Origin of the sequence: Aeromonas sp. 6P, from assembly GCF_051919525.1 — a bacterium.
Lineage (GTDB): Bacteria > Pseudomonadota > Gammaproteobacteria > Enterobacterales > Aeromonadaceae > Aeromonas > Aeromonas veronii.
This window is the reverse complement of the sequence record NZ_JBQBEO010000002.1, coordinates 3,582,752-3,600,886: the sequence shown is the minus strand read 5'-3', so window position 1 is coordinate 3,600,886 and position 18,135 is coordinate 3,582,752. Positions and strand designations below refer to the sequence as shown.

Genomic DNA, 18,135 nt, shown 5'->3' with positions numbered 1-18,135 from the left:
CGGAAGTCATTCAAACAGTAGACATTGGTATCACAGGGTATAACTGACTTCCAATTACTTAGAAGTTGTACTGCAGGGCAACCGCGACTACGTCGTCGGTGTTCTTGCCCAGAGAGTTGGTGTGAGCATCCACGCCATTGTTGTCCAACAGATTGATCTTGTAGTCAACGTAGGCGTTGAAGTTGTCGGTGAAGTTGTACCAGGCACCGATAGATACGTACTCGGTGTAGGTATCATCAACACCGTGAGCTGAGTCTTTCACGTCAGTGCGCAGGTAGGCCAGAGAAGGCTTGAACTTGCCGATGGCGTACTGGGCAACAGCTTCGTAGCCATCCATCTTCTCTGCATAGCCGTTGAAGGTTTTGACATACAGGTGGTCTTCACCGTGGGAATAGGTTGCTGCCAAGTAAAGGTCACCCACTGCGTATTTGGCACCTACGCCGTATAGTTTAGCGTCGCGATCACCACCAAAAGCGGCATTGGCTGCCTGCTCATCTGTTTTACCTGCTTGGTTATAAGCAGTACCCAGACTCAGACCCATGTCGAAATCATAGTTGGCAGATACAGCAAAACCTTCTGCAGAGCCCTTCGGATTCCAAGTGCTGTGTGCACCAGAGAGGTTAGAGCGGTCAGCATTCTGCGGATCATTGTTACCGGTGAACTGGGCACCCAGAGTCAGCCCCTGATAGGTGTAGATGTACTGGGCCAGACCGTTGGTACGGCCGGTGCCGAATACTTCGGTATCTTTGCCCAGGCCGTCACCGCCCCACTCAGGCAGGACGTCGGTATAGTTGTTGACGGCCTTGGTGAACAGGCCATCCTGACGACCATAGCTGAATGCGCCGAAACGGTCGTGCTTGATGCCGGCATAGGCATAACGCAGCTCGTCGTTGTCAGAACCGGAAGTCGGCAGGTTGTACTCGGCAAAGCCGAACGCCTTCATCTCGGGAGCAATCTTGGTCTCGCCAGCAACGTGCAGACGGAAGTAGCTCTGGTCACCTTCGGAACCGTTGTCGTCAGTACCGTAGTAAGCACCTTGTGCACGGCCGCCGATCTCCAGCTTGGTATCGTTCTGGTTGTAAACGGTAGCAGCATGGGCACCGCTCGCCAGCAGCAGGCTGGAGATGGCAATAGTCAGTGCAGACTTCTTCATATGCGTTATTCCTCTGATGTAAACACTTCCGAACTTGTTGTCGGTTTTGTGAAATCGGAAATAGTCCGATAGCCACACGGTAGGCGTCCCAACCTTGACTGGGCCTGAATCCATCGTTGTTTAATTGAGGTTGCGAGGTCGTTATCAAAACTGGGTGTGACGGTTTTTGACAAGATAGAAAAAGATTAAATTCAATGAATTGTTTTCTAGTGACTTTTTTGACATCAAGGCTGTTCTGAGCAACAAAGTCGATGGCTCAGTTGTGAGCTAGATCACGCAGGGGAGAATGGGGCGGGGCGGGAAAAACGGGGCGGGAGCCTTGCAAGGCTCCCCCCAGTGATCAGATGGGCTGTTGCCACAGGGTCAGCAGCAGATCCTGTTCCAGTTCATTCGGGCCTTGTTGAGCGAAAGCGTGACGCTGCTCACCGGTTGCCCGCCAGCCAAGACGGCTGGTCTCCAGAATAAAGCTGCGCATGGCCTGATCCATGGTGAGGCTGAACTGGCAGCGTTGTTGAGTCACCGGATTGAGGCCGCCGAGGGTTGGCCAGCTGAGGGGGTGTTCCATGCTCACCGGGTTGAGGCTGACCCGCAGTTGCCACTGATGACGGGGGCCAGGCTGCAGATAGAGCAGATAGCCACCGGGCGCCAGCCAGCTGACCAGCTGCTCGGTCTTGACCTTGAGATCGTTGACCAGCAGCACCTGAAGAGCCCGGTTGCAGCGGTGCTCGGGCGGGATCGGCAATGACAAACTGGCCGTCCGGCTGCGCTTTTTTGGCGGCAAAGATGGTGTTCTTGGCGATATCAACCCCAGCAAACTGCCAGCCGGGCAGGCGCTCTGCCAGCGCGCGGCAGTAGTAGCCTTCACCGCATCCAAGATGGATCAGCTCTTGTGGGGCCAGCGGAGCGAGCAGGCCGGCCATGGCCTCAACTAGCGGCAGTTGGTGGCCGGCCTCCAGGAAATGGTGCTTGGCGCGCATCAGGGCACGGCTGTCGCTGTCTTTGGGGTTTTTCTTGCCGGGGATGAGATCCAGATAACCTTCCGGTGCCGGATCGAAGTGATGCTTGTTGTCGCAATAGCGCCCCTGGGAGGCTTCATGAAGATGGAGCGGACTGCGGCAGCGGGGACATTGAAGGTGCATAGTAACTCTCTGGGCGAATGCCGGAACAGTGAAGGGCGTTCGGGATTATAGGGGAGAGGATCAAAAAAGGCTGCCGTAGCAGCCTTTTTTATCCCAAGGCCTCAGTCAGGCCTGCGGACGGGTCATCAGCGAGTGCCAAATACCACAATGGTCTTGCCGTGAGCAGAGATGAGCTCCTGCTCTTCCAGCATCTTCAGGATGCGGCCCACGGTTTCACGAGAGCAGCCGACGATCTGGCCGATCTCCTGACGGGTGATCTTGATCTGCATGCCATCCGGGTGGGTCATGGCATCCGGCTGTTTGGCCAGGTTGAGCAGGGTCTGGGCGATCCGGCCGGTCACATCCAGGAAGGCGAGGTTACCCACTTTCTGGCTGGTGTGTTGCAGGCGCTTGGCCATCTGGCCAGAGAGACGCATCAAAATGTCCGGGTTGACCTGGATCAGCTGGCGGAACTTCTTGTAGGAGATCTCTGCCACTTCGCAAGAGCCTTTCGCGCGAACCCAGGCGGAGCGCTCGGGGTTCTCGTTCTCCTCGAACATCCCCATCTCGCCCAGGAAATCACCCTGGTTCAGATAGGAGAGGATCATCTCTTTGCCCTCATCGTCCTTGATCAAGACGGCCACGGTGCCCTTGACGATGTAGTAGAGGGTCTCCGCTTTTTCACCCGCATGGATCAGGGTGCTCTTGGCGGGATACTTATGAATGTGGCAGTGCGACAAGAACCATTCCAGGGTGGGATCGCTTTGCGGTTTGCCAATGACCATGAGAATTCCTCTGTAGTGTCTTTTTATGGACTTGTGCGTCCGGGCAAGCTGCCAATCTTGCCATTCCTTGTATTGGTCGCAGTAGGATAAGAGCCTTTGCCTGTGCTGACAAGGCTTTGCGGGCTTTTGACAGAGCCCTTTGAGTAATGCCTGCTGCGCCGCTCCGGCCATTCTAGGGAAGATAGAGGTCGGAGATGTTGATTTTGATCTATTTCCATCCCAACTCCCCCTGTTCGGCAGAGATAAGCGACTGGGTTATGCTAGGGATCCATCATCATGATTAACAGGAGAGAGTGCGAGATGAAAGCCAAGGTCAGCTGGGTGGAAGGGATGAAGTTTGTGGGTGAGAGTGAATCCGGTCACAAGGTGATCCTGGATGGTGCCAACCCCGGTGAGGGGGCCAGCCCGATGGAGATGATCCTGCTGGCGGTCGGTGGCTGCAGCTCCATTGATGTGGTCTCCATCCTCGAAAAAGCGCGCCAGTCTGTGACCGCATGCCATGTCGATGTCAGTGGCGAACGGGTCGATAGCGTGCCCCGGGTTTTCGAGAAGATTAATCTGCACTTCGTGGTGACGGGCAAGGGATTGGCAGAGAAACAGGTGGCCAGAGCGGTCGATCTGTCGATGGAAAAATACTGTTCTGTTTCCCTGATGTTGGAAAAAGCGGTACAAATTACCCATAGTTATCAAATTGTTGAAGCTTGATAACGATAGTTTCGTTGGTACCCTGGCATAAGGCCGTTACGTAAGGCCACTGCACAAGGCCATGACATAAAGCCATTACATAAGGAAAGTGCAATGAAAAAATTGATCGCTCTGCTTCCCCTTTTGGGCCTGGCGGCGTGCAGCAGCCCGCAACCTACCCAGTATCAATACAGCCAATACCAGTGTGGCGAAGAGATGCTGGCCGTTACCTATGATGCCCAGGCTGACATGGTGCAGTTCCCCTATTCTGGGGTTTACCACAAGCTGGCGCGTGTGGAGTCAGAGTCTGGCGCCAAATATTCTGACGGCCTGACCACCTTCTGGAATCAAGAGAAACAGGCTCTTCTCACCCAGAAAGGGGTCACACTGTTGACCTGTACGCTTAAATAAGTGACCACAGATAGCTGAAGGTGTGCAGCTTTGTGTCCCAGTCTGGCCAAGACCAGACTGGGACACAACTGTGAGACCACAAAAAACGGCTTGCCGGGAGGCAAGCCGTTTTTCTATCCATCCGTTATCACTAAACAAGCGCTAGTTGGTGGGGACGCGATTGAGCAGCTCGGCCGCGAGCTGCTGGCTGAGTGCCTGACGCTGGCTGTCTTCAATGCTCACGTCGCTGGTCAGCTGGATGATGCTGCTCCAGACCGCTTTCTGGGTTTTGCGATCGAGCAGCACGATGGCCAGCGACCCTTTGCGCTGGTTGGCCGAGGCATATACCCCGGGCGTCATGCCAAGACGGGCGAAAATCTCGCCGTCACTCATATCCTTGCCGCCCGCGACGCCGATGGCGACCCACAGATCCGCCTCGTCAAGCGGTGCACTCTGCCACCCCTTGCTATTGAGCTCCCGGCTTACCGCCTGCTGCATTGGCTCTAGCCACCCTTCCGCCAACTCACCGGCAAATTGATACTGCTCGGCCAGGGCGTAGCGCGGGGTTGCACCATAGGTCCAGTTGCCCATCGGACGAACCAGCATGGTGCCGGACTCCAGCGTGGGTGCCGCCGGCCCGCTGCTGCAACCGCCAAGCAGGGCGAGCAGTGCCACAGAGAGATAAGCAAGCCGCATCGTGAACTCCTTTGAATCAGGTTATTTTGCCGGTTTCGATCAATTGCTGGATGAGCGGGCGCAGGATCAGCTCCATCGCAAAGCCCATCTTGCCACCCGGCACCACTATGGTGTTCATCCGCGACATGAATGAGCCGTCGATCATCGACAGCAGGTAGGGGAAATCCACCTGCTTGATACCGCGAAACCGGATCACCAGCATACTCTCGTCCAGACTCGGGATCACCTTGGCGCTGAAGGGGTTGGAGGTATCCACCGTCGGTACTCGCTGGAAGTTGATATGGGTGCGCGAGAACTGCGGGGTGATGAAGTTGATGTAGTCATCCATGGAGCGAACGATGGAGTCGGTCACCGCCTCGCGGGAATGCCCTCGCTCCGAGGTATCGCGAATGAGCTTCTGGATCCACTCCAGGTTGACGATGGGTACCACGCCTATCAGAAAATCCACGTGGCGCGCCACATTGTGATCCTCGGTGACCACACCGCCGTGCAGCCCTTCATAAAACAGCAGATCGGTATTGCTGGGCAGATGCTGCCAGGGGGTAAAGGTGCCGGGCATCTGGTTGAAGGGCACCGCCTCGTCAAAGCTGTGCAGGTAGCGGCGATACTGGCCATTGCCATCCTGCCCATAGCCCTGGAAAAAGCTCTCCAGCAGCCCGAAGTCATTGGCCTCAGGGCCAAAATAGCTGATATGACGCCCCTGTTCGCGCGCCTTGCGGATCGCTACATCCATTTCCGGTCGGGTGTAGCGGTGAAAACTGTCACCTTCCACCACAGCCGCGGTATATCCCAGTTGATGGAACATGGAGCGAAAGGCGTTGGTGGAGGTGGAGGTGCCGGCACCGGACGAACCGGTAACGGCAATAATGGGGTGCTTGGCCGACATGGGATTCTCTCTTCCTTGGGAATTCCGTTATAAGGTCCGGATTGCGGTTGGGTCAAGACTGCTCGATGAAGCGGTCTTTCATCACGATATTCACCGATTCGTGCAGCTCGCTATAGACGATGACAGCTTTGCCTTGCTGTAATTGTTCTCTCACTGCATCGACTTTGACGCCAAGCGGTACATCCTGTTCTCCATATTCTGTTCCCTCCTGCAACACAAAGTGTTCGATCAGGTTGGTCAGGGTGTCGCCGTCCAGTTCTTGCCAGGGAATGATCATTTAAAGGTCTCACAGCAAAAGAGGTGATCGTCAGGCTATTGTTGTGTTGAATCCCGCGAATGCAATCACTTTTTACCTTTTCACCGGAGTCTGAGAGATGTTGTCTGAAGCGCAGCGCAGCGCGCCGTTAACCCTGACTGAGCATCTGGACAGCGCACGTCGAGAGGCGATTGCCCGAGGCATGGTGTGGTTCTGGTTGTTGAACTGGCTGGTGGTGCTGTTTCTTTCGATACGCTACGAGGTTTACAGCCAAGTCGGGCTCGCCAGTGATGACAGCTTGCCCTGGCGCTTTCAGAGTGAGCTGGCCCTGGTCATGGTGGTGCTATTGCTACTACCTGTTGTCAGCCTCTTTTGTGACCATCTGCAGGATCGCCTCTGGTTACGGATGGCTGCGCTGGTGATGGTGCTATGGGGCGGACTCTGGACGCTGCACATCTACACGATTGGTCAGGTGGAGCTGCGGGGAGGGGTCAGCTATGCCAACGGGATCATGCGGCTCAACCTGCTGGCTGCGCTCATCGCGTTTTATCCCGATCGCAAGGTTTTTTATGGCTATCTCTTGGGCCCGATGACGGTGGGTGTAGGGTTGGAGCTCTTTTTGCGCGTCGATTTTCCCCAGATCTACCTGCTTGGCGTGTTGTTTGACGTGATTGCGCTGGAGGTTGGCCGCCGCATGCTGCACCGCTGGTTTGAGTTGGCGATCATGCGGGAGCATGAAAATCTGACGCTGCTGCGCCAACTTGATCAGCTCGCCAAGCAAGATCCTCTGACCGGTGTCGCCAACCGGCGGCATTTCAATATCGAGTTGGAGCGCGCGTTGGCCCATAGCCAGGAGAGCGGCGCTCCGCTATCGCTCATCCTGATGTGGACTATTTCAAGCGCTTCAACGACCACTATGGCCATCAGGTAGGGGATATGTGCCTCAAGGAGGTGGCACAAGCGCTCAACCGTGCGGTACGCACACCATCTGATCTGGTGGCCCGCTATGGCGGGGAGGAGTTTGTGCTGCTGCTGCCCAATACCGACCGTCAGGCGGCGGCCAGCGTGGCGCAGCGGCTGCAAGATGGCTTGGCCATCCTGCGGCTGGAGCATCTGGCGTCCGATGTTGCCCCCTGGGTGACGGTGAGTCAGGGGATTGCCAGCAATGTGTCCGGCGAAGGGGCGAGCCAGTTGCTGGAGCGGGCCGATCAGGCGCTCTATCGGGCCAAGGAGTTGGGACGCAATCAGTTCTGTGTTGCAGAGTGACTATGTTCGGCAATCCAGCGACTGATCCGTTCATCCAGCCAAAACCGTGGCCGCCAGGGCGTGCCGTGCAGAAAGCCGACATGGCCGCCACGCTGGCTCAACTCATAGCGCACCGTGGGCGAGAGTTGCTCTGGCCGGGGAATGACCGCGCGTGACATAAAGGGATCGTCGGCGGCGTGCAGGATAAGGGTAGGGATGGGGATCTGAGCCAGCAGCGGTAGTCCCGAGCAGCTCTGGTAGTAGTGGTTGGCGCTGTGAAAGCCGTGCAGCGGCGCGGTAACCAGCTCGTCAAAATCGCGCAGGGTGGCAATCTGCTCCACTTGTCGAGGTTGCCAGCGTTCACTCGCTTTCTGCTGCTGGCTGATCTTGTTGAGCAGGTTGCGGCGCATGGTGCGTAGCAGATAGTTCTGATAGACCTTCGAGAAGCCCTGATTGACCCGCTCGGCGCAGCTCGCCAGTTGCAGCGGGGCCGAGACTACCACCGCCGCTTTCAATGCCGCAGGACAGCCCCGCGCCAGCAGATTGACCAGCATATTGCCACCCAGTGAAAAGCCGATGGCGATCAGCGGTTTGCCCGGGAAGCGCTGGCTCAGCTCGGCAATCAGCTCCTGCGCATCACCGATGGCGCCGGAGTGATAGGCCTGCAGGTGGCGATTGGGCTCGCCACTGCAACCGCGAAAGTGCATCAGCACGGCCTCTCTGCCTTCTTGCTGCAGGTGGGCGAACAATCCCTTGGCGTAGTGGGAGTGAATGCTTCCCTCCAGCCCGTGAAACACCACTATCAGCGGCCGTTCATCAAGGCTGACTTCCCCGCTCCAGGCGAGGTCGACAAAGTCCCCATCCTGCAGTTCAAACCGCTCCGCCACAAAACGGGCAGGGGTGCGGCGCAGCCATTTGGGCAATATGGTCTGCAGATGAGGATTGCGTGCCCACCAGGGGGCGTGGAAGTGGCTCTCGGTCAGCATGGGGTCAGTCGGTCTGGGTCGAAGATAAGGAGGACGGGAGGCGTGTTCCTCCCGCCAGTCATTGGCTTATTTCAGCAGGCGATCGTGATGTTCGGCGCCGCGCAGCATGGCCTGGATCAGCTCGTTGGCCTCGAACTTGGTCAGCGCCTCATGGGCTCCCACCTGATGGGCCCGCTCCACACTGATCTCGCTGGAGAGCGAAGTGTGCAGGATGATGTAGGCCCCCGCCAGTTTGCTATCGCTCTGCACCTCGAAGGCCAGCTCGTAGCCATCAAGTCCCGGCATCTCGATATCGCTCACCAGAATGTCGATCGGGGTCTTCTGGCTCGCCCGCGTCTGCATCAGGGTCAGTGCATCCTTGCCATTGGTGCAGACCTCATAGGGGATATTGATGTAGTCCAGCGCGGCCATCAGCTGACGGCGAGCGACCGAAGAGTCATCGACCAGCAGGATCCGCATCGGCTTGATCCGTTCCCGCTGCACATCGGTCAGTACCGGATAGAGGTGGCTCGGATCGTCCGGATAGACCCGGGAGAGGATCAGCTCAACATCCAGCAGCTGGATCAGCTGGTCATTGACCCGGGTCACACCGGTTACGAAGACATTGTGGCCGAGGGAGGCGGGGGGCGATTCGATATCGCGCCAGTTGCACTCGGTGATTTTATCGATGCCCCGTACCAGAAAGCCCACCAGGGTGCGGCGGCAGTCGGTAATGATGATGAAGCAGTGGGGCATCTCCTCCTTGCTAATGGGGCGATAGCCCACCGCCATCGCCATGTCGATCACCGGAATGGTGGAGCCGCGCATATTGGCGGCCCCCAACACGGTCGGGTGCGAGTGGGGCATTGCCGTCAGCTGGGTGTAGGGCACTATCTCCTTCACCTTGAGGGTACCGATGGCAAAGGATTGTTTGGCTGAAAGGTGAAACAGCAACATGCCCTGGGATTGATTGGCTTTGCTCGTCATGGCAGATGTCCTGTTGGTCGAAACGTTGGCAGTCACTTCAGGCCTCTAGCATAAAGGATTACGGGGTGAATGGCCCTTCCTTGTTAACGACCATCTGGCAAAAAACTGGACTCATTCAGCCAATTTAGTTCGCGCATTCACACCGGCGTCCGGTTATTGATCTCCATCCTCGCCAACGCCCCACTGCTGGCAGGCCGCTTGCAATGCGGCCTCATCGGCATAACCCAGCTTGCTGGCCACCTGCGCGGGCTTGCTGCCGCCCTTGAGCAATCTGAGCGCCTGCAGCAGTTGCCACTGTTGTTGCAATGCAGTCCCTTCCACCGGCGCATCGGCTTGTTGTGCCCACTGTTGCAGAGACTCCTGTTGGCCATTGGCCAGTGCTTGCCAGCAGGCTTGCAGCTCACCGTGACCCTGCTGGCTGATGGCACACTGTTGCAGCTTATCCAGGATCACCTGCAGTCGCTGACCGTAGGCCCCTTGCCACTCTTTCGGACGTTGCCACAGAGCCAGAGAGTCGAGCAGGGCATCGAGCAGCGGAGTGGCTTGCAGCCAGCCAGCCTGCTGCGGCTGAGCCACGCGCAAAGAGACATTCAGCTGATCGTACTCGCAACCGCTGAGGGGGCTGAAGGCCGCGAGGGCATCGGCGCAGAGCCAGAAGCTGCTGCCTGCCGGCAGCAACAGCTCATGTTGGCCCAGTCTCAGCAGCGCGGCGCCCCGGGTGATCCGCAACAACTGCCCGACCGGAGTTCGTTTGCGGTTGCCGGCGTGCAGGCCATGGCAGGAAAAATGGTGATACTCGATGGCGTGATGCATGTAAAAACCCTGATATGATGCTGCCTGGAGGTAACAAATATGGAAACCAGACGTAAAAAACGCTTCATTGCCGGTGCGGTCTGCCCGGCGTGCGGCAAATTGGACAACATGATGCTGTATCTGGAGCATGGAGTCGAGAAGGTGACCTGCGTCGCCTGTGGCGATACCCAGGTACAAACGCCTGCCGAGGTCGACAAGCAGACTCGCGAAGCGGAAGAGGTGATCGGGGTGTTTCGCCCCTGATAAGGGAACGGCGGATGGAATGAGGGTCTCTTTGCTGACGCTGTTGCCGTTTTTTTCGTCACTCCGTGGCGCCGCACGCCATATGCGCGGCCCGCTTTTTAGGGTATTCTGAGCCCGTTTTTTTCTATCCGCAGGATCCTGACATGAAAGTAGCTCCTCTGAGCGTGGTTACGCTGGAATACACAGTCACCGACGAGCACGGTGAAGTCATCGACAGCACTGTCGGCAAAGAGCCGCTGGTCTATCTGCACGGCACCCGTTACCTGGTCTCTGGCCTGGAAGCCGAGCTGGAAGGTCGCGCGGTAGGTGAAGCCTTCGAAGTGACTCTGGCACCGAGCCAGGCCTACGGCGAATATGACGAGACACTGGTACAAGAAGTACCGGGCGAGCTGTTCGACGGCATGGAAGTCTCCGAAGGGGATACTTTTGTCGCTGAAACCGACGATGGCCACCGTCCGGTGACCGTGGTTGAAGTGTCCGAAGAGTTCGTCAAGGTAGATGGCAACCATCCGCTGGCTGGCGTGACTCTGGGCTTCAAGGTCGAGATCAAGGACGTGCGTGCTGCCACTGCCGAAGAGCTGGCCCACGGCCACGTTCACGGTGCCGGTGGTTGTGGTCACGATCACGGTCATGACCACGATCACGGCGGCTGCTGTGGCGGTCATGGTCACGACCACGATGAAGATCACGGCCACGGCGGTTGCTGCGGTGGTGCTGGTCACGGTCACGATCATGGCCACGACCACGGTGACGACCATGGTCACGGCGGCTGCTGCGGTGGTGGCGGTTGTGGTGGCAAGGGCCATCACCACTGATCACGGCCATGCCGATGATAAAAAATCTGCCGTAGGAGTCATACCGAGCAATTAATGCTCATTAATTGCTCCTCCTTGGATGATGAAATCCGAAGCCGGTTGTTCTGGCTTCGGATTTTTTATGTCTGTCAAATAGGCTCGCGGCTTTTCCCAAGCTAACAGGGGCGCTTATTTTTGGTTAATGCTCAACATTATTTCCTTCTCGATTCCGCGATGTGTTTTTGGCTCGGTGCGTAAACGGGTTACCAAATCGGTGTCTTCATCAGCACAATATGACCATGTTAGGTCATGTCCCAACAGCTATAACGAGCCAGCGTCAGTCTCTATTTGGTCTCGTTGTGCCCCATAAAAAAATAGCCAGTCAGGCTTAACTGACTGGCTATTGCCTAGTGACTAACTGATAGGCGCGAAGCCTTACAGCTGCTCGATACCGACGATATGCCAGGGGGCATTGTTCTTGGCCAGATCGCGCTCGAGGTGCCACACCTCTTTGATGTCTTCTTCGACCTGCTCCTGACGGTCCATGTAGCGGCCGCTGAAGCGCACGCTCACCTGGGCCCAGTCGCTGCCATAGTCAGCACGTACCAGCTGGGTGTCGACATACATTACTTCTGTGTGCTGGTCGCCAGTCAGTTCGGCGCGCTCGGCTTTGAGCTGTTCAAACAGCTCGGGGCTGACGTATTCGCGCACTTTTTCCAGATCGTTCTTGTTCCACGCCTCTTGCAGGGTGCGATAGTGATCGCGGGCACCGGCCAGGAAGCTGTTCATGTCAAAGCCCAGCGGCAGGCGGAACGGCACGTCGCTGTCGGCAAAGCCGGTGGCTTGCGGTGCGCTGTTGCTCTGCTCAAATTGCTGCGGGGCCGCGGATTGCGGTGGCTGATAGCCCGCATAGGCCGCCTGTTGTGGCTGTGGTGTCGCGACCTTGCCCTTGCGCAGGGTACGGATCAGGAAGACTGCCCCCAGCGCCAGCAGGGCGATCAGCAGGAAGTCCATTCCTTGCAGACCTTCAAAGGCACCGCTGCCCAGCAGGTAGGCAAACAGGCCGCCAGCCAGCAGGCCGCCCAGCAGGCCACCCATCATGCCGCTCTTTTTCGGCGGAGTCTGGGCATTCAGTGTCGGATTCTTGGTGTCGACCGGTTTGGCCGCAGGCTGGGCCGGCGCAGTTTTGTAACTTTTACCAAAGGATTTGCCGCCGCCAAATTTCTTGGCTTCGGCGTGAGGTGCCCCCAGGCCAATGGCCAGGATCACGGCAAACAGGGTCAGCATCTTTTTCATTTTGACTCTTTTCACTCTCGTCTGTGGGTGGGGCATGCTCCGCTTTGGCAAGCTCAGCAAGGCGCATGGCAGGCTGCCTGTCCCTAATTGTGTCGCAGCTTGTATTCATCAATATCACCTCTGGCATGAATTATTCATGAACGAGGTTGCCGCGATACGGCGTCAAACAAGAGGAGTAAACCGGATGAAAAGCAGAAGATTGAGTCGCAAGGAGCGCAAAATGCGAAGCAAAATCAAAATGGTCAAGGTAGAGCAGACTCTGGTTTGGCCCTTTATGATGGTATGAGCCGCCAGATAGGGCTCGCCGTAGTTGGCTTTCTTTTGTAAAATTCCCGTCCCCTTCCCGCTGCGGTTTTTATGTGTATGGCAGAGCAAGTGACGGCGAAAAAAGACGCCAAGACACAACAGCTGAAAGTTCCTCCCCACTCTTTTGAGGCCGAACAGTCCGTACTGGGCGGCCTGATGCTGGATAACGATGCCTGGGATCGGGTTGCCGAACGGGTGATCGATCAGGATTTCTACAGCCGTCCGCACCGGTTGATCTTCCAGGCTATGACCCGCCTCTCCAACGTGGGCAACCCCATCGACCTCATCACCCTGCAGGAGGAGCTGGAGCGCTCCGAACAGCTGGAAGAGGCGGGCGGCTTCGCCTATCTGGTGGAGATCGCCAAGAACACCCCGAGTGCCGCCAACATCAACGCCTACGCCGAAATCGTGCGCGAGCGGGCGGTCGTACGGGAGATGATCTCGGTCGCCAACGAGATAGTCGAAGCGGGTTACGAGCCACAGGGCCGTACCTCCGGCGATCTGCTGGATCTTGCCGAGAGCAAGGTATTCAAGATTGCCGAGCAGCGCACCAGCGCCAACGAGGGGCCCCAGCCCCTGAAGCTCATCCTCGAGCAGACCGTCGACAAGATTGAAGAGCTGTTCAAGACGCCGCACAACGGTGTTACCGGGGTATCTAGCGGTTACAACGATCTCGACAAGATGACCGCCGGTTTGCAGCGTTCGGACTTGATCATCGTGGCGGCCCGTCCCTCAATGGGCAAGACCACCTTTGCCATGAACCTCTGTGAGCATGCGGCCCTCACCGCCGACAAGCCGGTGCTTATCTTCTCGCTGGAGATGCCCTCCGAGCAGATCATCATGCGTATGCTCGCCTCGGTCGGTCGTATCGACCAGACCAAGGTGCGTACCGGTCAGCTCGACGACGAGGATTGGGCACGCCTCTCCTCCACCATGGGATTGCTGCTCGAGAAGGGCAAGATGTATATCGATGACGCCTCCGGCCTCACTCCGACCGATGTACGTTCCCGTGCCCGTCGGGTGGCGCGCGAGCACGGTGGCCTATCCATGATCATGGTGGACTACCTGCAGCTGATGCGGGTGCCGGCGCTCTCTGACAACCGTACCCTGGAGATCGGCGAGATCTCTCGCTCCCTCAAGGCCTTGGCGAAAGAGCTGCAGTGCCCGGTGGTGGCGCTCTCCCAGCTGAACCGAAGCCTGGAACAGCGGGCCGACAAGCGCCCGGTCAACTCGGATCTTCGTGAATCGGGCTCCATCGAGCAGGATGCGGATTTGATCATGTTTATCTATCGTGATGAGGTTTATCACGATGACAGCCCGGACAAGGGGATTGCCGAGATCATTATCGGCAAGCAGCGTAACGGCCCTATCGGAAGAGTGCGTCTCACCTTTCAGGGTCAGTTCTCCCGGTTCGACAACTACGCCGGTCCGGCGTTTGACGACGATTATTGATGTAAACCCAAGGTGATGGCGGTTTCGCCATTACCACGATTGCCCTGATCGATAGCCAGTCATTGGCTGCTGCTCAGGGCCTGTTTTCCCGGTTCGACAATTATGCCGGTCCGGCCTTCGACGACGATAAGTGAGTGGCGGTCTTCGGCCCGATGAGGGGGAGACCATTTGTGCCCTCGTAAGGGAAAACCATGAAAGCGGCTACTGCCCAAATCAACACTGCGGCCTTGCGCCACAACCTCGCCGTGGTCAAGCGCCACGCTCCCGCTTGCAAGATCATCGCTGTGGTCAAGGCCAACGCCTATGGCCACGGACTGCTGCCGGTCGCCCGCACCCTGGTGGATGCGGATGCCTACGCGGTGGCCCGTATCGAAGAGGCGCTGATGTTGCGCTCCTGCGCCGTGGTCAAGCCCATCGTGCTGCTGGAGGGCTTCTTCTCCGCCGACGATCTGCCGGTGCTGGCGGCCAACAATCTGCAGACGGCGGTTCACACCTGGGAGCAGCTCGAAGCGCTGGAACAGGTCGAGCTACCTGCCCCCGTGGTGGCCTGGCTCAAGCTCGACACCGGCATGCACCGCCTCGGGGTACGGGCCGACGAGATGCCCGCCTTTATCGAGCGACTCGGCAAGTGCAAGAACGTGGTGCAGCCGTTCAACATCATGACCCACTTCAGCCGCTCCGATGAGCTGGAGCAGCCTATTACCCGCGAGCAGATCGATTTGTTCAGCAAGTTGACCGCACCGCTGGCGGGCGAGCGGGCCATGGCCAACTCGGCGGGCATTCTGCCTGGCCTGACTCCCACTGCGACTGGGTTCGCCCCGGTGTCATCCTCTATGGCGTGTCGCCATTCCCCAACACGGTGGCGGCCGATTACGATCTGCAGCCGGTGATGACCCTCAAAACTCAGCTGATTGCGGTGCGGGATCACAAGGTGGGCGAGCCGGTGGGCTACGGCGCCAACTGGGTGTCCGATCGCGATACTCGCCTTGGCGTGATCGCCATCGGCTATGGTGACGGCTATCCGCGCATGGCGCCCAACGGCACTTCCGTGCTGATCAACGGCCGAATCGTGCCGTTGGTGGGGCGTGTCTCCATGGATATGAGCACAGTCGATCTTGGGCCCGGCGCAACCGACAAGGCCGGCGACGAGGCGGTGCTGTGGGGCGAGGGGTTGCCGGTGGAGCGGGTGGCCGACGAGATTGGCACCATCCCCTACGAGCTGATCACCAAACTCACCTCCCGCGTCTTTATGGAGTACGTCTGATGTGGCAGCAGTGCCTGCTGACTCTGAAGCCCCATTCACGGGGCTTTCATCTGGTGACTGACGAGCTGGTGGCCAAGCTGCCGATGCTGGCGGATTACCTGATCGGCATGGCCCACCTGCTGCTGCAACATACCTCCGCCTCGCTCACCCTCAACGAGAATTGCGACCCCAGCGTGCGCAGCGATATGGAGGCCCATCTGCACCGGCTGGCGCCGGAAGATGCCCCTTACTATCGCCACACCTATGAGGGGGCGGATGACATGCCCGCCCACATCAAATCCTCCCTGCTCGGGGTGAGCCTGCTACTGCCGATCCGTGACGGTCAGCTGGCACTCGGCACCTGGCAGGGGATCTGGCTTGGCGAGCATCGCGTCGATGGTGGCGCCCGCAAGGTACTGGTGACCCTGCAGGGTGAGTAATCAGGCTGCAATCAGCTGAAAGATGACGATAAAAAAGAGGGATGGCATTGAGCCATCCCTCTTTTGTTTTTACCGTTTCGCGAGCTATCCGCTGGCAAGTGGCGCGGCGCTCTTCGTGGCTCAGCTGACCTTGAAGGGGGTCAGCTCGGCCAGCGGGGCTGCGTCCATAAAGGCCTGCGGCTCCTGACCGTGTTTGAAGATCTTGAAGTCCTGCTCGCGGGCGCTCCAGTACTCCAGACGCTCGCCACTTACCTGTAGCAGGCTCGCTTCGCGCAGGGCCACCACGTGCTCGCTCGGGTTGATGGCGCAGAACTCGGCCAGACGCTCGTCGCGGGTCTCGCCCATGTGGCCGCTGATGCTGGCGTCCAGATAGTGCGGGTTGATCTGCAGCGGGAACAGGCCCAGCGCCGGCAGCACGGCGGCGCTGCAAACCGGCATGTCGTTGGTGGTACGGATGCTCGGGGTCGCCACGTTGCAACCGGCGCTCCAGCCCACATAGGGGACGCCCCGCTCGCGCACGGCACGCTGGATCGGCACGATCAGGCCGTTTTCGTGCAGCATCTGGTTGAGGCGCCAGGTGTTGCCGCCGCTGATAAAGATGGCGTCCGCCTGATTGATGGCATCAACCGGATCATCGAAGTGGTGGATGCTGATTGCATCGACTCCCAGACTCTCCTGCAGCTCGTTGGCACGGGCATCCCAGTCGCTGCGGATCACCGCGTAGGGGATGAGCAGGATGCGCTTGACCTGTTTGCGCGCGAGCAGGCTTTGAACCCGATCCCGGGCCCAGCCGAGCAGACCCGGAAATTCGTTGGCTTTACCGTTGCTAAGCAGAAGCAGTTCCATCAAATCGTTCCTCAAAAAGTGAAAGCGGAGGAGGGAGGGCCACCGGATCCGCCGTGCGGCCGGATGGCAAGAGGAGGCATGCTACCACCATTGGCGCGGCGGTTCTGTGATCGGAGGGCCTATTCAACGGCTATGGATGAGTTATGGATGGATAACTCAATGCCAAGCGGTGGACTAATGAGCCGTGGTCAACTCGCCAGTCATCGCCAAGAAAAGACCCCGCCGCAGCGGGGTCATGGCAGAGTTAGTCGAGTTTGAGATCGACCCACACCATGCGGTGATCCGAGCTGACTCCCTTGGCGATGCCGAGTTTCGCATCATAGACCAGGTGATCACCGGCCTCGAAGCTGGCAGGCCAGAAGACGCCGCTCTTGACCGCGTTGAGGTTGGCGGAGGGGATGACGTGATCCAGCTGCAGCACGCTGGAGTTGGTGATGCGTTCCGGGTTGGGGCGAGTGAGGTTGCGTTTGCAGTCGGCCCCCTTGCTGACACACTCCGGGCCCCCTTCGCTGACCGGGATCAGGGTGCCATTGGTGATGGCCTGATTCATCAGCGGGTTGTTTAGCAAATCCTGAATGGCGGTCAGGTCACCGTCACCGGTGAGCGGATCGGCGTTGAAATCACCCGCGATAACGAACTTGGCGTTTTTGGCCAGCCCACCCTTGGTGCCCTTGTCATCGGTCATGTAGTTGAGACCCTTGACGTAGTCGTTCCAGAAGGCGATCTCGGCGCGGTTGTGCTTGACGGTGTGACGCGCCGCGTTGGCAAAGATCGGCGGGGTCGGGTGGGAGATCAGGAAGTGGATCACCTCTTCACCCTTCTCGGTCTTGATCCGTACTGGCACATCGGCGTGGTTCTTGGAGGAGAGCGGGTACTGCTGCCAGGCGGCGTCTGAATACCAGGCATCACCACACTGGCGGCTGGCCGGGATCTTGACCTTGGGATTGTTGCAGTCATCGATGATGGGGTTCTGCTCGCCCGGCATATCCTTCCACTTGAAGTGCTGGAAGGTGCGGATCTGCTTGGTGTCGATGGGGTATTTGGACATCACCGCAAAGGCGTACTGGCCGTGGTAGTTGCCAAAGCCCCAGGCATCGTCGGGGCCGCTGTTGACCTTGCCATCCAGATTGAGGTCATAACCGCTCATCAGGCCGGTGTTGGTGGCGAAGTTCTGCATCACCGGATAGCTGATGGCCGTCACCTCTGCGTGCTGGGCGTGAGCCAGATAGTTGTCGTTGAAGGCTTTCAGATCGGCGGTGCTCTCGCCTTTGCCGTCGTTGTCGAACTCGTTGAGCAGGAACACATCCGGACGGGTGCGCTGGATGATCTCCGCCACGTTGCGGATCTGCTGCACGTTCTTGGCTTTGGTTTCCGTGGCGCCGCTCAGGCTCCCTTCGGCGAGGCGGGCCAGCAGGGCATCCTGCTCGGTGCGGGTCAGCGCCAGCTCACCGGTCAGCATACCGGCAGCAGAGCGATCAAAAGCGACATTAAACGTGGCAAAGCGAATCATGGTGACACCTGCGTCGGTTAACAGGCT

The 18,135-nt window shown here is 58.3% G+C and carries 19 protein-coding genes and 2 pseudogenes; 9 read left to right on the top strand and 12 right to left on the bottom strand.

What is annotated here, in order from left to right; all coding sequences use genetic code 11:
- Positions 1-58 precede the first annotated feature (58 nt).
- From ACTG2J_RS16610 to crp, 3 genes and pseudogenes are all read right to left on the bottom strand, one after another.
- Positions 59-1,153, bottom strand: coding sequence for a porin (locus tag ACTG2J_RS16610; RefSeq protein WP_439985624.1), 1,095 nt, complete (start codon positions 1,151-1,153; stop codon positions 59-61).
- Positions 1,154-1,493: 340 nt separating this feature from the next.
- A pseudogene (locus tag ACTG2J_RS16605) lies at positions 1,494-2,292 on the bottom strand (putative RNA methyltransferase).
- Positions 2,293-2,417: 125 nt separating this feature from the next.
- Entirely contained in the window at positions 2,418-3,056 is a 639-nt protein-coding gene (gene crp, locus ACTG2J_RS16600) for a cAMP-activated global transcriptional regulator CRP (RefSeq protein WP_005335304.1), read from the bottom strand.
- 300 nt (positions 3,057-3,356) lie between these two features.
- Between crp and ACTG2J_RS16595 the strand changes: the two genes are divergently transcribed.
- Together ACTG2J_RS16595 and ACTG2J_RS16590 are read left to right on the top strand one after the other, a co-directional pair.
- The gene (locus tag ACTG2J_RS16595; protein ID WP_005362569.1) at positions 3,357-3,761 is read left to right on the top strand and encodes an OsmC family protein; all 405 of its coding nucleotides are present in this window, start codon (positions 3,357-3,359) and stop codon (positions 3,759-3,761) included.
- Between the two features lie 93 nt (positions 3,762-3,854).
- Positions 3,855-4,151 (top strand): MliC family protein, encoded by a 297-nt coding sequence (locus tag ACTG2J_RS16590; protein ID WP_113739634.1) that lies wholly within the window; start codon positions 3,855-3,857, stop codon positions 4,149-4,151.
- A gap of 141 nt (positions 4,152-4,292) precedes the next feature.
- Here the strand turns inward: ACTG2J_RS16590 and ACTG2J_RS16585 are convergent, their stop codons facing one another.
- From ACTG2J_RS16585 to ACTG2J_RS16575, 3 genes are read right to left on the bottom strand one after another with little or no spacing between them, the layout of a single operon-like run.
- Entirely contained in the window at positions 4,293-4,826 is a 534-nt protein-coding gene (locus ACTG2J_RS16585; RefSeq protein WP_421323032.1) for a DUF4136 domain-containing protein, read from the bottom strand.
- Between the two features lie 16 nt (positions 4,827-4,842).
- Positions 4,843-5,712: a phosphoribulokinase gene (locus ACTG2J_RS16580; RefSeq protein ID WP_005335299.1), complete on the bottom strand. Its 870-nt coding sequence runs from the start codon at positions 5,710-5,712 to the stop codon at positions 4,843-4,845.
- A 52-nt stretch (positions 5,713-5,764) separates the two neighbouring features.
- The gene (locus ACTG2J_RS16575) at positions 5,765-5,989 is read right to left on the bottom strand and encodes a YheU family protein (protein ID WP_005335298.1); all 225 of its coding nucleotides are present in this window, start codon (positions 5,987-5,989) and stop codon (positions 5,765-5,767) included.
- A 97-nt stretch (positions 5,990-6,086) separates the two neighbouring features.
- On the opposite strand from ACTG2J_RS16575, the gene ACTG2J_RS16570 reads away from it, so the two are divergent.
- Together ACTG2J_RS16570 and ACTG2J_RS16565 are read left to right on the top strand one after the other, a co-directional pair.
- Complete coding sequence (locus tag ACTG2J_RS16570; RefSeq protein ID WP_429102816.1) at positions 6,087-6,899, top strand: membrane-associated sensor domain-containing protein; 813 nt, start codon at positions 6,087-6,089, stop codon at positions 6,897-6,899.
- The gene (locus tag ACTG2J_RS16565; protein WP_257124431.1) at positions 6,854-7,234 is read left to right on the top strand and encodes a diguanylate cyclase; all 381 of its coding nucleotides are present in this window, start codon (positions 6,854-6,856) and stop codon (positions 7,232-7,234) included. The genes ACTG2J_RS16570 and ACTG2J_RS16565 overlap by 46 nt, the downstream gene beginning before the upstream one ends.
- Here the strand turns inward: ACTG2J_RS16565 and ACTG2J_RS16560 are convergent.
- The 3 genes from ACTG2J_RS16560 to ACTG2J_RS16550 all read right to left on the bottom strand — a co-directional run bounded on the left by ACTG2J_RS16560 (position 7,213) and on the right by ACTG2J_RS16550 (position 9,978).
- Positions 7,213-8,199 carry a hydrolase gene (locus tag ACTG2J_RS16560; RefSeq protein WP_439997680.1) on the bottom strand — a complete coding sequence of 329 codons (987 nt, stop codon included), beginning with the start codon at positions 8,197-8,199 and terminating at the stop codon, positions 7,213-7,215. The two genes, ACTG2J_RS16565 and ACTG2J_RS16560, sit on opposite strands and share 22 nt — an antisense overlap.
- A 66-nt stretch (positions 8,200-8,265) precedes the next feature.
- Positions 8,266-9,165 carry a chemotaxis protein gene (locus tag ACTG2J_RS16555; RefSeq protein WP_005335289.1) on the bottom strand — a complete coding sequence of 300 codons (900 nt, stop codon included), beginning with the start codon at positions 9,163-9,165 and terminating at the stop codon, positions 8,266-8,268.
- A gap of 153 nt (positions 9,166-9,318) precedes the next feature.
- On the bottom strand, positions 9,319-9,978 hold the full coding sequence (locus ACTG2J_RS16550) for a hypothetical protein (RefSeq protein ID WP_439997679.1): 660 nt from the start codon (positions 9,976-9,978) through the stop codon (positions 9,319-9,321).
- A gap of 39 nt (positions 9,979-10,017) precedes the next feature.
- On the opposite strand from ACTG2J_RS16550, the gene ACTG2J_RS16545 reads away from it, so the two are divergent.
- Positions 10,018-10,221: a YheV family putative zinc ribbon protein gene (locus ACTG2J_RS16545; protein WP_005335287.1), complete on the top strand. Its 204-nt coding sequence runs from the start codon at positions 10,018-10,020 to the stop codon at positions 10,219-10,221.
- Positions 10,222-10,364: 143 nt separating this feature from the next.
- Positions 10,365-11,036: a peptidylprolyl isomerase gene (gene slyD / locus ACTG2J_RS16540; protein ID WP_100645229.1), complete on the top strand. Its 672-nt coding sequence runs from the start codon at positions 10,365-10,367 to the stop codon at positions 11,034-11,036.
- A 414-nt stretch (positions 11,037-11,450) separates the two neighbouring features.
- Here the strand turns inward: slyD and ACTG2J_RS16535 are convergent, their stop codons facing one another.
- Positions 11,451-12,311: a Tim44 domain-containing protein gene (locus ACTG2J_RS16535; protein ID WP_439989342.1), complete on the bottom strand. Its 861-nt coding sequence runs from the start codon at positions 12,309-12,311 to the stop codon at positions 11,451-11,453.
- 363 nt (positions 12,312-12,674) lie between these two features.
- On the opposite strand from ACTG2J_RS16535, the gene dnaB reads away from it, so the two are divergent.
- The 3 genes and pseudogenes from dnaB to ACTG2J_RS16520 all read left to right on the top strand — a co-directional run bounded on the left by dnaB (position 12,675) and on the right by ACTG2J_RS16520 (position 15,752).
- Positions 12,675-14,069 (top strand): replicative DNA helicase, encoded by a 1,395-nt coding sequence (dnaB, locus tag ACTG2J_RS16530; RefSeq protein ID WP_041235109.1) that lies wholly within the window; start codon positions 12,675-12,677, stop codon positions 14,067-14,069.
- Between the two features lie 191 nt (positions 14,070-14,260).
- Positions 14,261-15,333, top strand: a pseudogene (gene alr / locus ACTG2J_RS16525) (alanine racemase).
- On the top strand, positions 15,333-15,752 hold the full coding sequence (locus ACTG2J_RS16520) for a secondary thiamine-phosphate synthase enzyme YjbQ (protein ID WP_439997678.1): 420 nt from the start codon (positions 15,333-15,335) through the stop codon (positions 15,750-15,752). Before alr ends, ACTG2J_RS16520 begins: the two are co-directional and overlap by 1 nt.
- 120 nt (positions 15,753-15,872) lie before the next feature.
- On the opposite strand, the gene pepE is transcribed toward ACTG2J_RS16520, so the two are convergent.
- Both pepE and ACTG2J_RS16510 read right to left on the bottom strand, forming a co-directional pair.
- On the bottom strand, positions 15,873-16,598 hold the full coding sequence (gene pepE, locus ACTG2J_RS16515; RefSeq protein WP_106842880.1) for a dipeptidase PepE: 726 nt from the start codon (positions 16,596-16,598) through the stop codon (positions 15,873-15,875).
- 244 nt (positions 16,599-16,842) lie between these two features.
- Positions 16,843-18,108 (bottom strand): endonuclease/exonuclease/phosphatase family protein, encoded by a 1,266-nt coding sequence (locus ACTG2J_RS16510; protein WP_113739640.1) that lies wholly within the window; start codon positions 18,106-18,108, stop codon positions 16,843-16,845.
- Positions 18,109-18,135 lie beyond the last annotated feature (27 nt).

Excerpts from the sequence above, each read along its gene's own strand:
- ACTG2J_RS16610 (WP_439985624.1), bottom strand. The coding sequence starts at position 1,153 with ATGAAGAAGTCTGCACTGACTATTGCCATCTCCAGCCTGCTGCTGGCG.
- crp (WP_005335304.1), bottom strand. The coding sequence starts at position 3,056 with ATGGTCATTGGCAAACCGCAAAGCGATCCCACCCTGGAATGGTTCTTG.
- ACTG2J_RS16595 (WP_005362569.1), top strand. The coding sequence starts at position 3,357 with ATGAAAGCCAAGGTCAGCTGGGTGGAAGGGATGAAGTTTGTGGGTGAG.
- ACTG2J_RS16590 (WP_113739634.1), top strand. The coding sequence starts at position 3,855 with ATGAAAAAATTGATCGCTCTGCTTCCCCTTTTGGGCCTGGCGGCGTGC.
- ACTG2J_RS16585 (WP_421323032.1), bottom strand. The coding sequence starts at position 4,826 with ATGCGGCTTGCTTATCTCTCTGTGGCACTGCTCGCCCTGCTTGGCGGT.
- ACTG2J_RS16580 (WP_005335299.1), bottom strand. The coding sequence starts at position 5,712 with ATGTCGGCCAAGCACCCCATTATTGCCGTTACCGGTTCGTCCGGTGCC.
- ACTG2J_RS16575 (WP_005335298.1), bottom strand. The coding sequence starts at position 5,989 with ATGATCATTCCCTGGCAAGAACTGGACGGCGACACCCTGACCAACCTG.
- ACTG2J_RS16570 (WP_429102816.1), top strand. The coding sequence starts at position 6,087 with ATGTTGTCTGAAGCGCAGCGCAGCGCGCCGTTAACCCTGACTGAGCAT.
- ACTG2J_RS16560 (WP_439997680.1), bottom strand. The coding sequence starts at position 8,199 with ATGCTGACCGAGAGCCACTTCCACGCCCCCTGGTGGGCACGCAATCCT.
- ACTG2J_RS16555 (WP_005335289.1), bottom strand. The coding sequence starts at position 9,165 with ATGACGAGCAAAGCCAATCAATCCCAGGGCATGTTGCTGTTTCACCTT.
- ACTG2J_RS16550 (WP_439997679.1), bottom strand. The coding sequence starts at position 9,978 with ATGCATCACGCCATCGAGTATCACCATTTTTCCTGCCATGGCCTGCAC.
- ACTG2J_RS16545 (WP_005335287.1), top strand. The coding sequence starts at position 10,018 with ATGGAAACCAGACGTAAAAAACGCTTCATTGCCGGTGCGGTCTGCCCG.
- slyD (WP_100645229.1), top strand. The coding sequence starts at position 10,365 with ATGAAAGTAGCTCCTCTGAGCGTGGTTACGCTGGAATACACAGTCACC.
- ACTG2J_RS16535 (WP_439989342.1), bottom strand. The coding sequence starts at position 12,311 with ATGAAAAAGATGCTGACCCTGTTTGCCGTGATCCTGGCCATTGGCCTG.
- dnaB (WP_041235109.1), top strand. The coding sequence starts at position 12,675 with ATGGCAGAGCAAGTGACGGCGAAAAAAGACGCCAAGACACAACAGCTG.
- ACTG2J_RS16520 (WP_439997678.1), top strand. The coding sequence starts at position 15,333 with ATGTGGCAGCAGTGCCTGCTGACTCTGAAGCCCCATTCACGGGGCTTT.
- pepE (WP_106842880.1), bottom strand. The coding sequence starts at position 16,598 with ATGGAACTGCTTCTGCTTAGCAACGGTAAAGCCAACGAATTTCCGGGT.
- ACTG2J_RS16510 (WP_113739640.1), bottom strand. The coding sequence starts at position 18,108 with ATGATTCGCTTTGCCACGTTTAATGTCGCTTTTGATCGCTCTGCTGCC.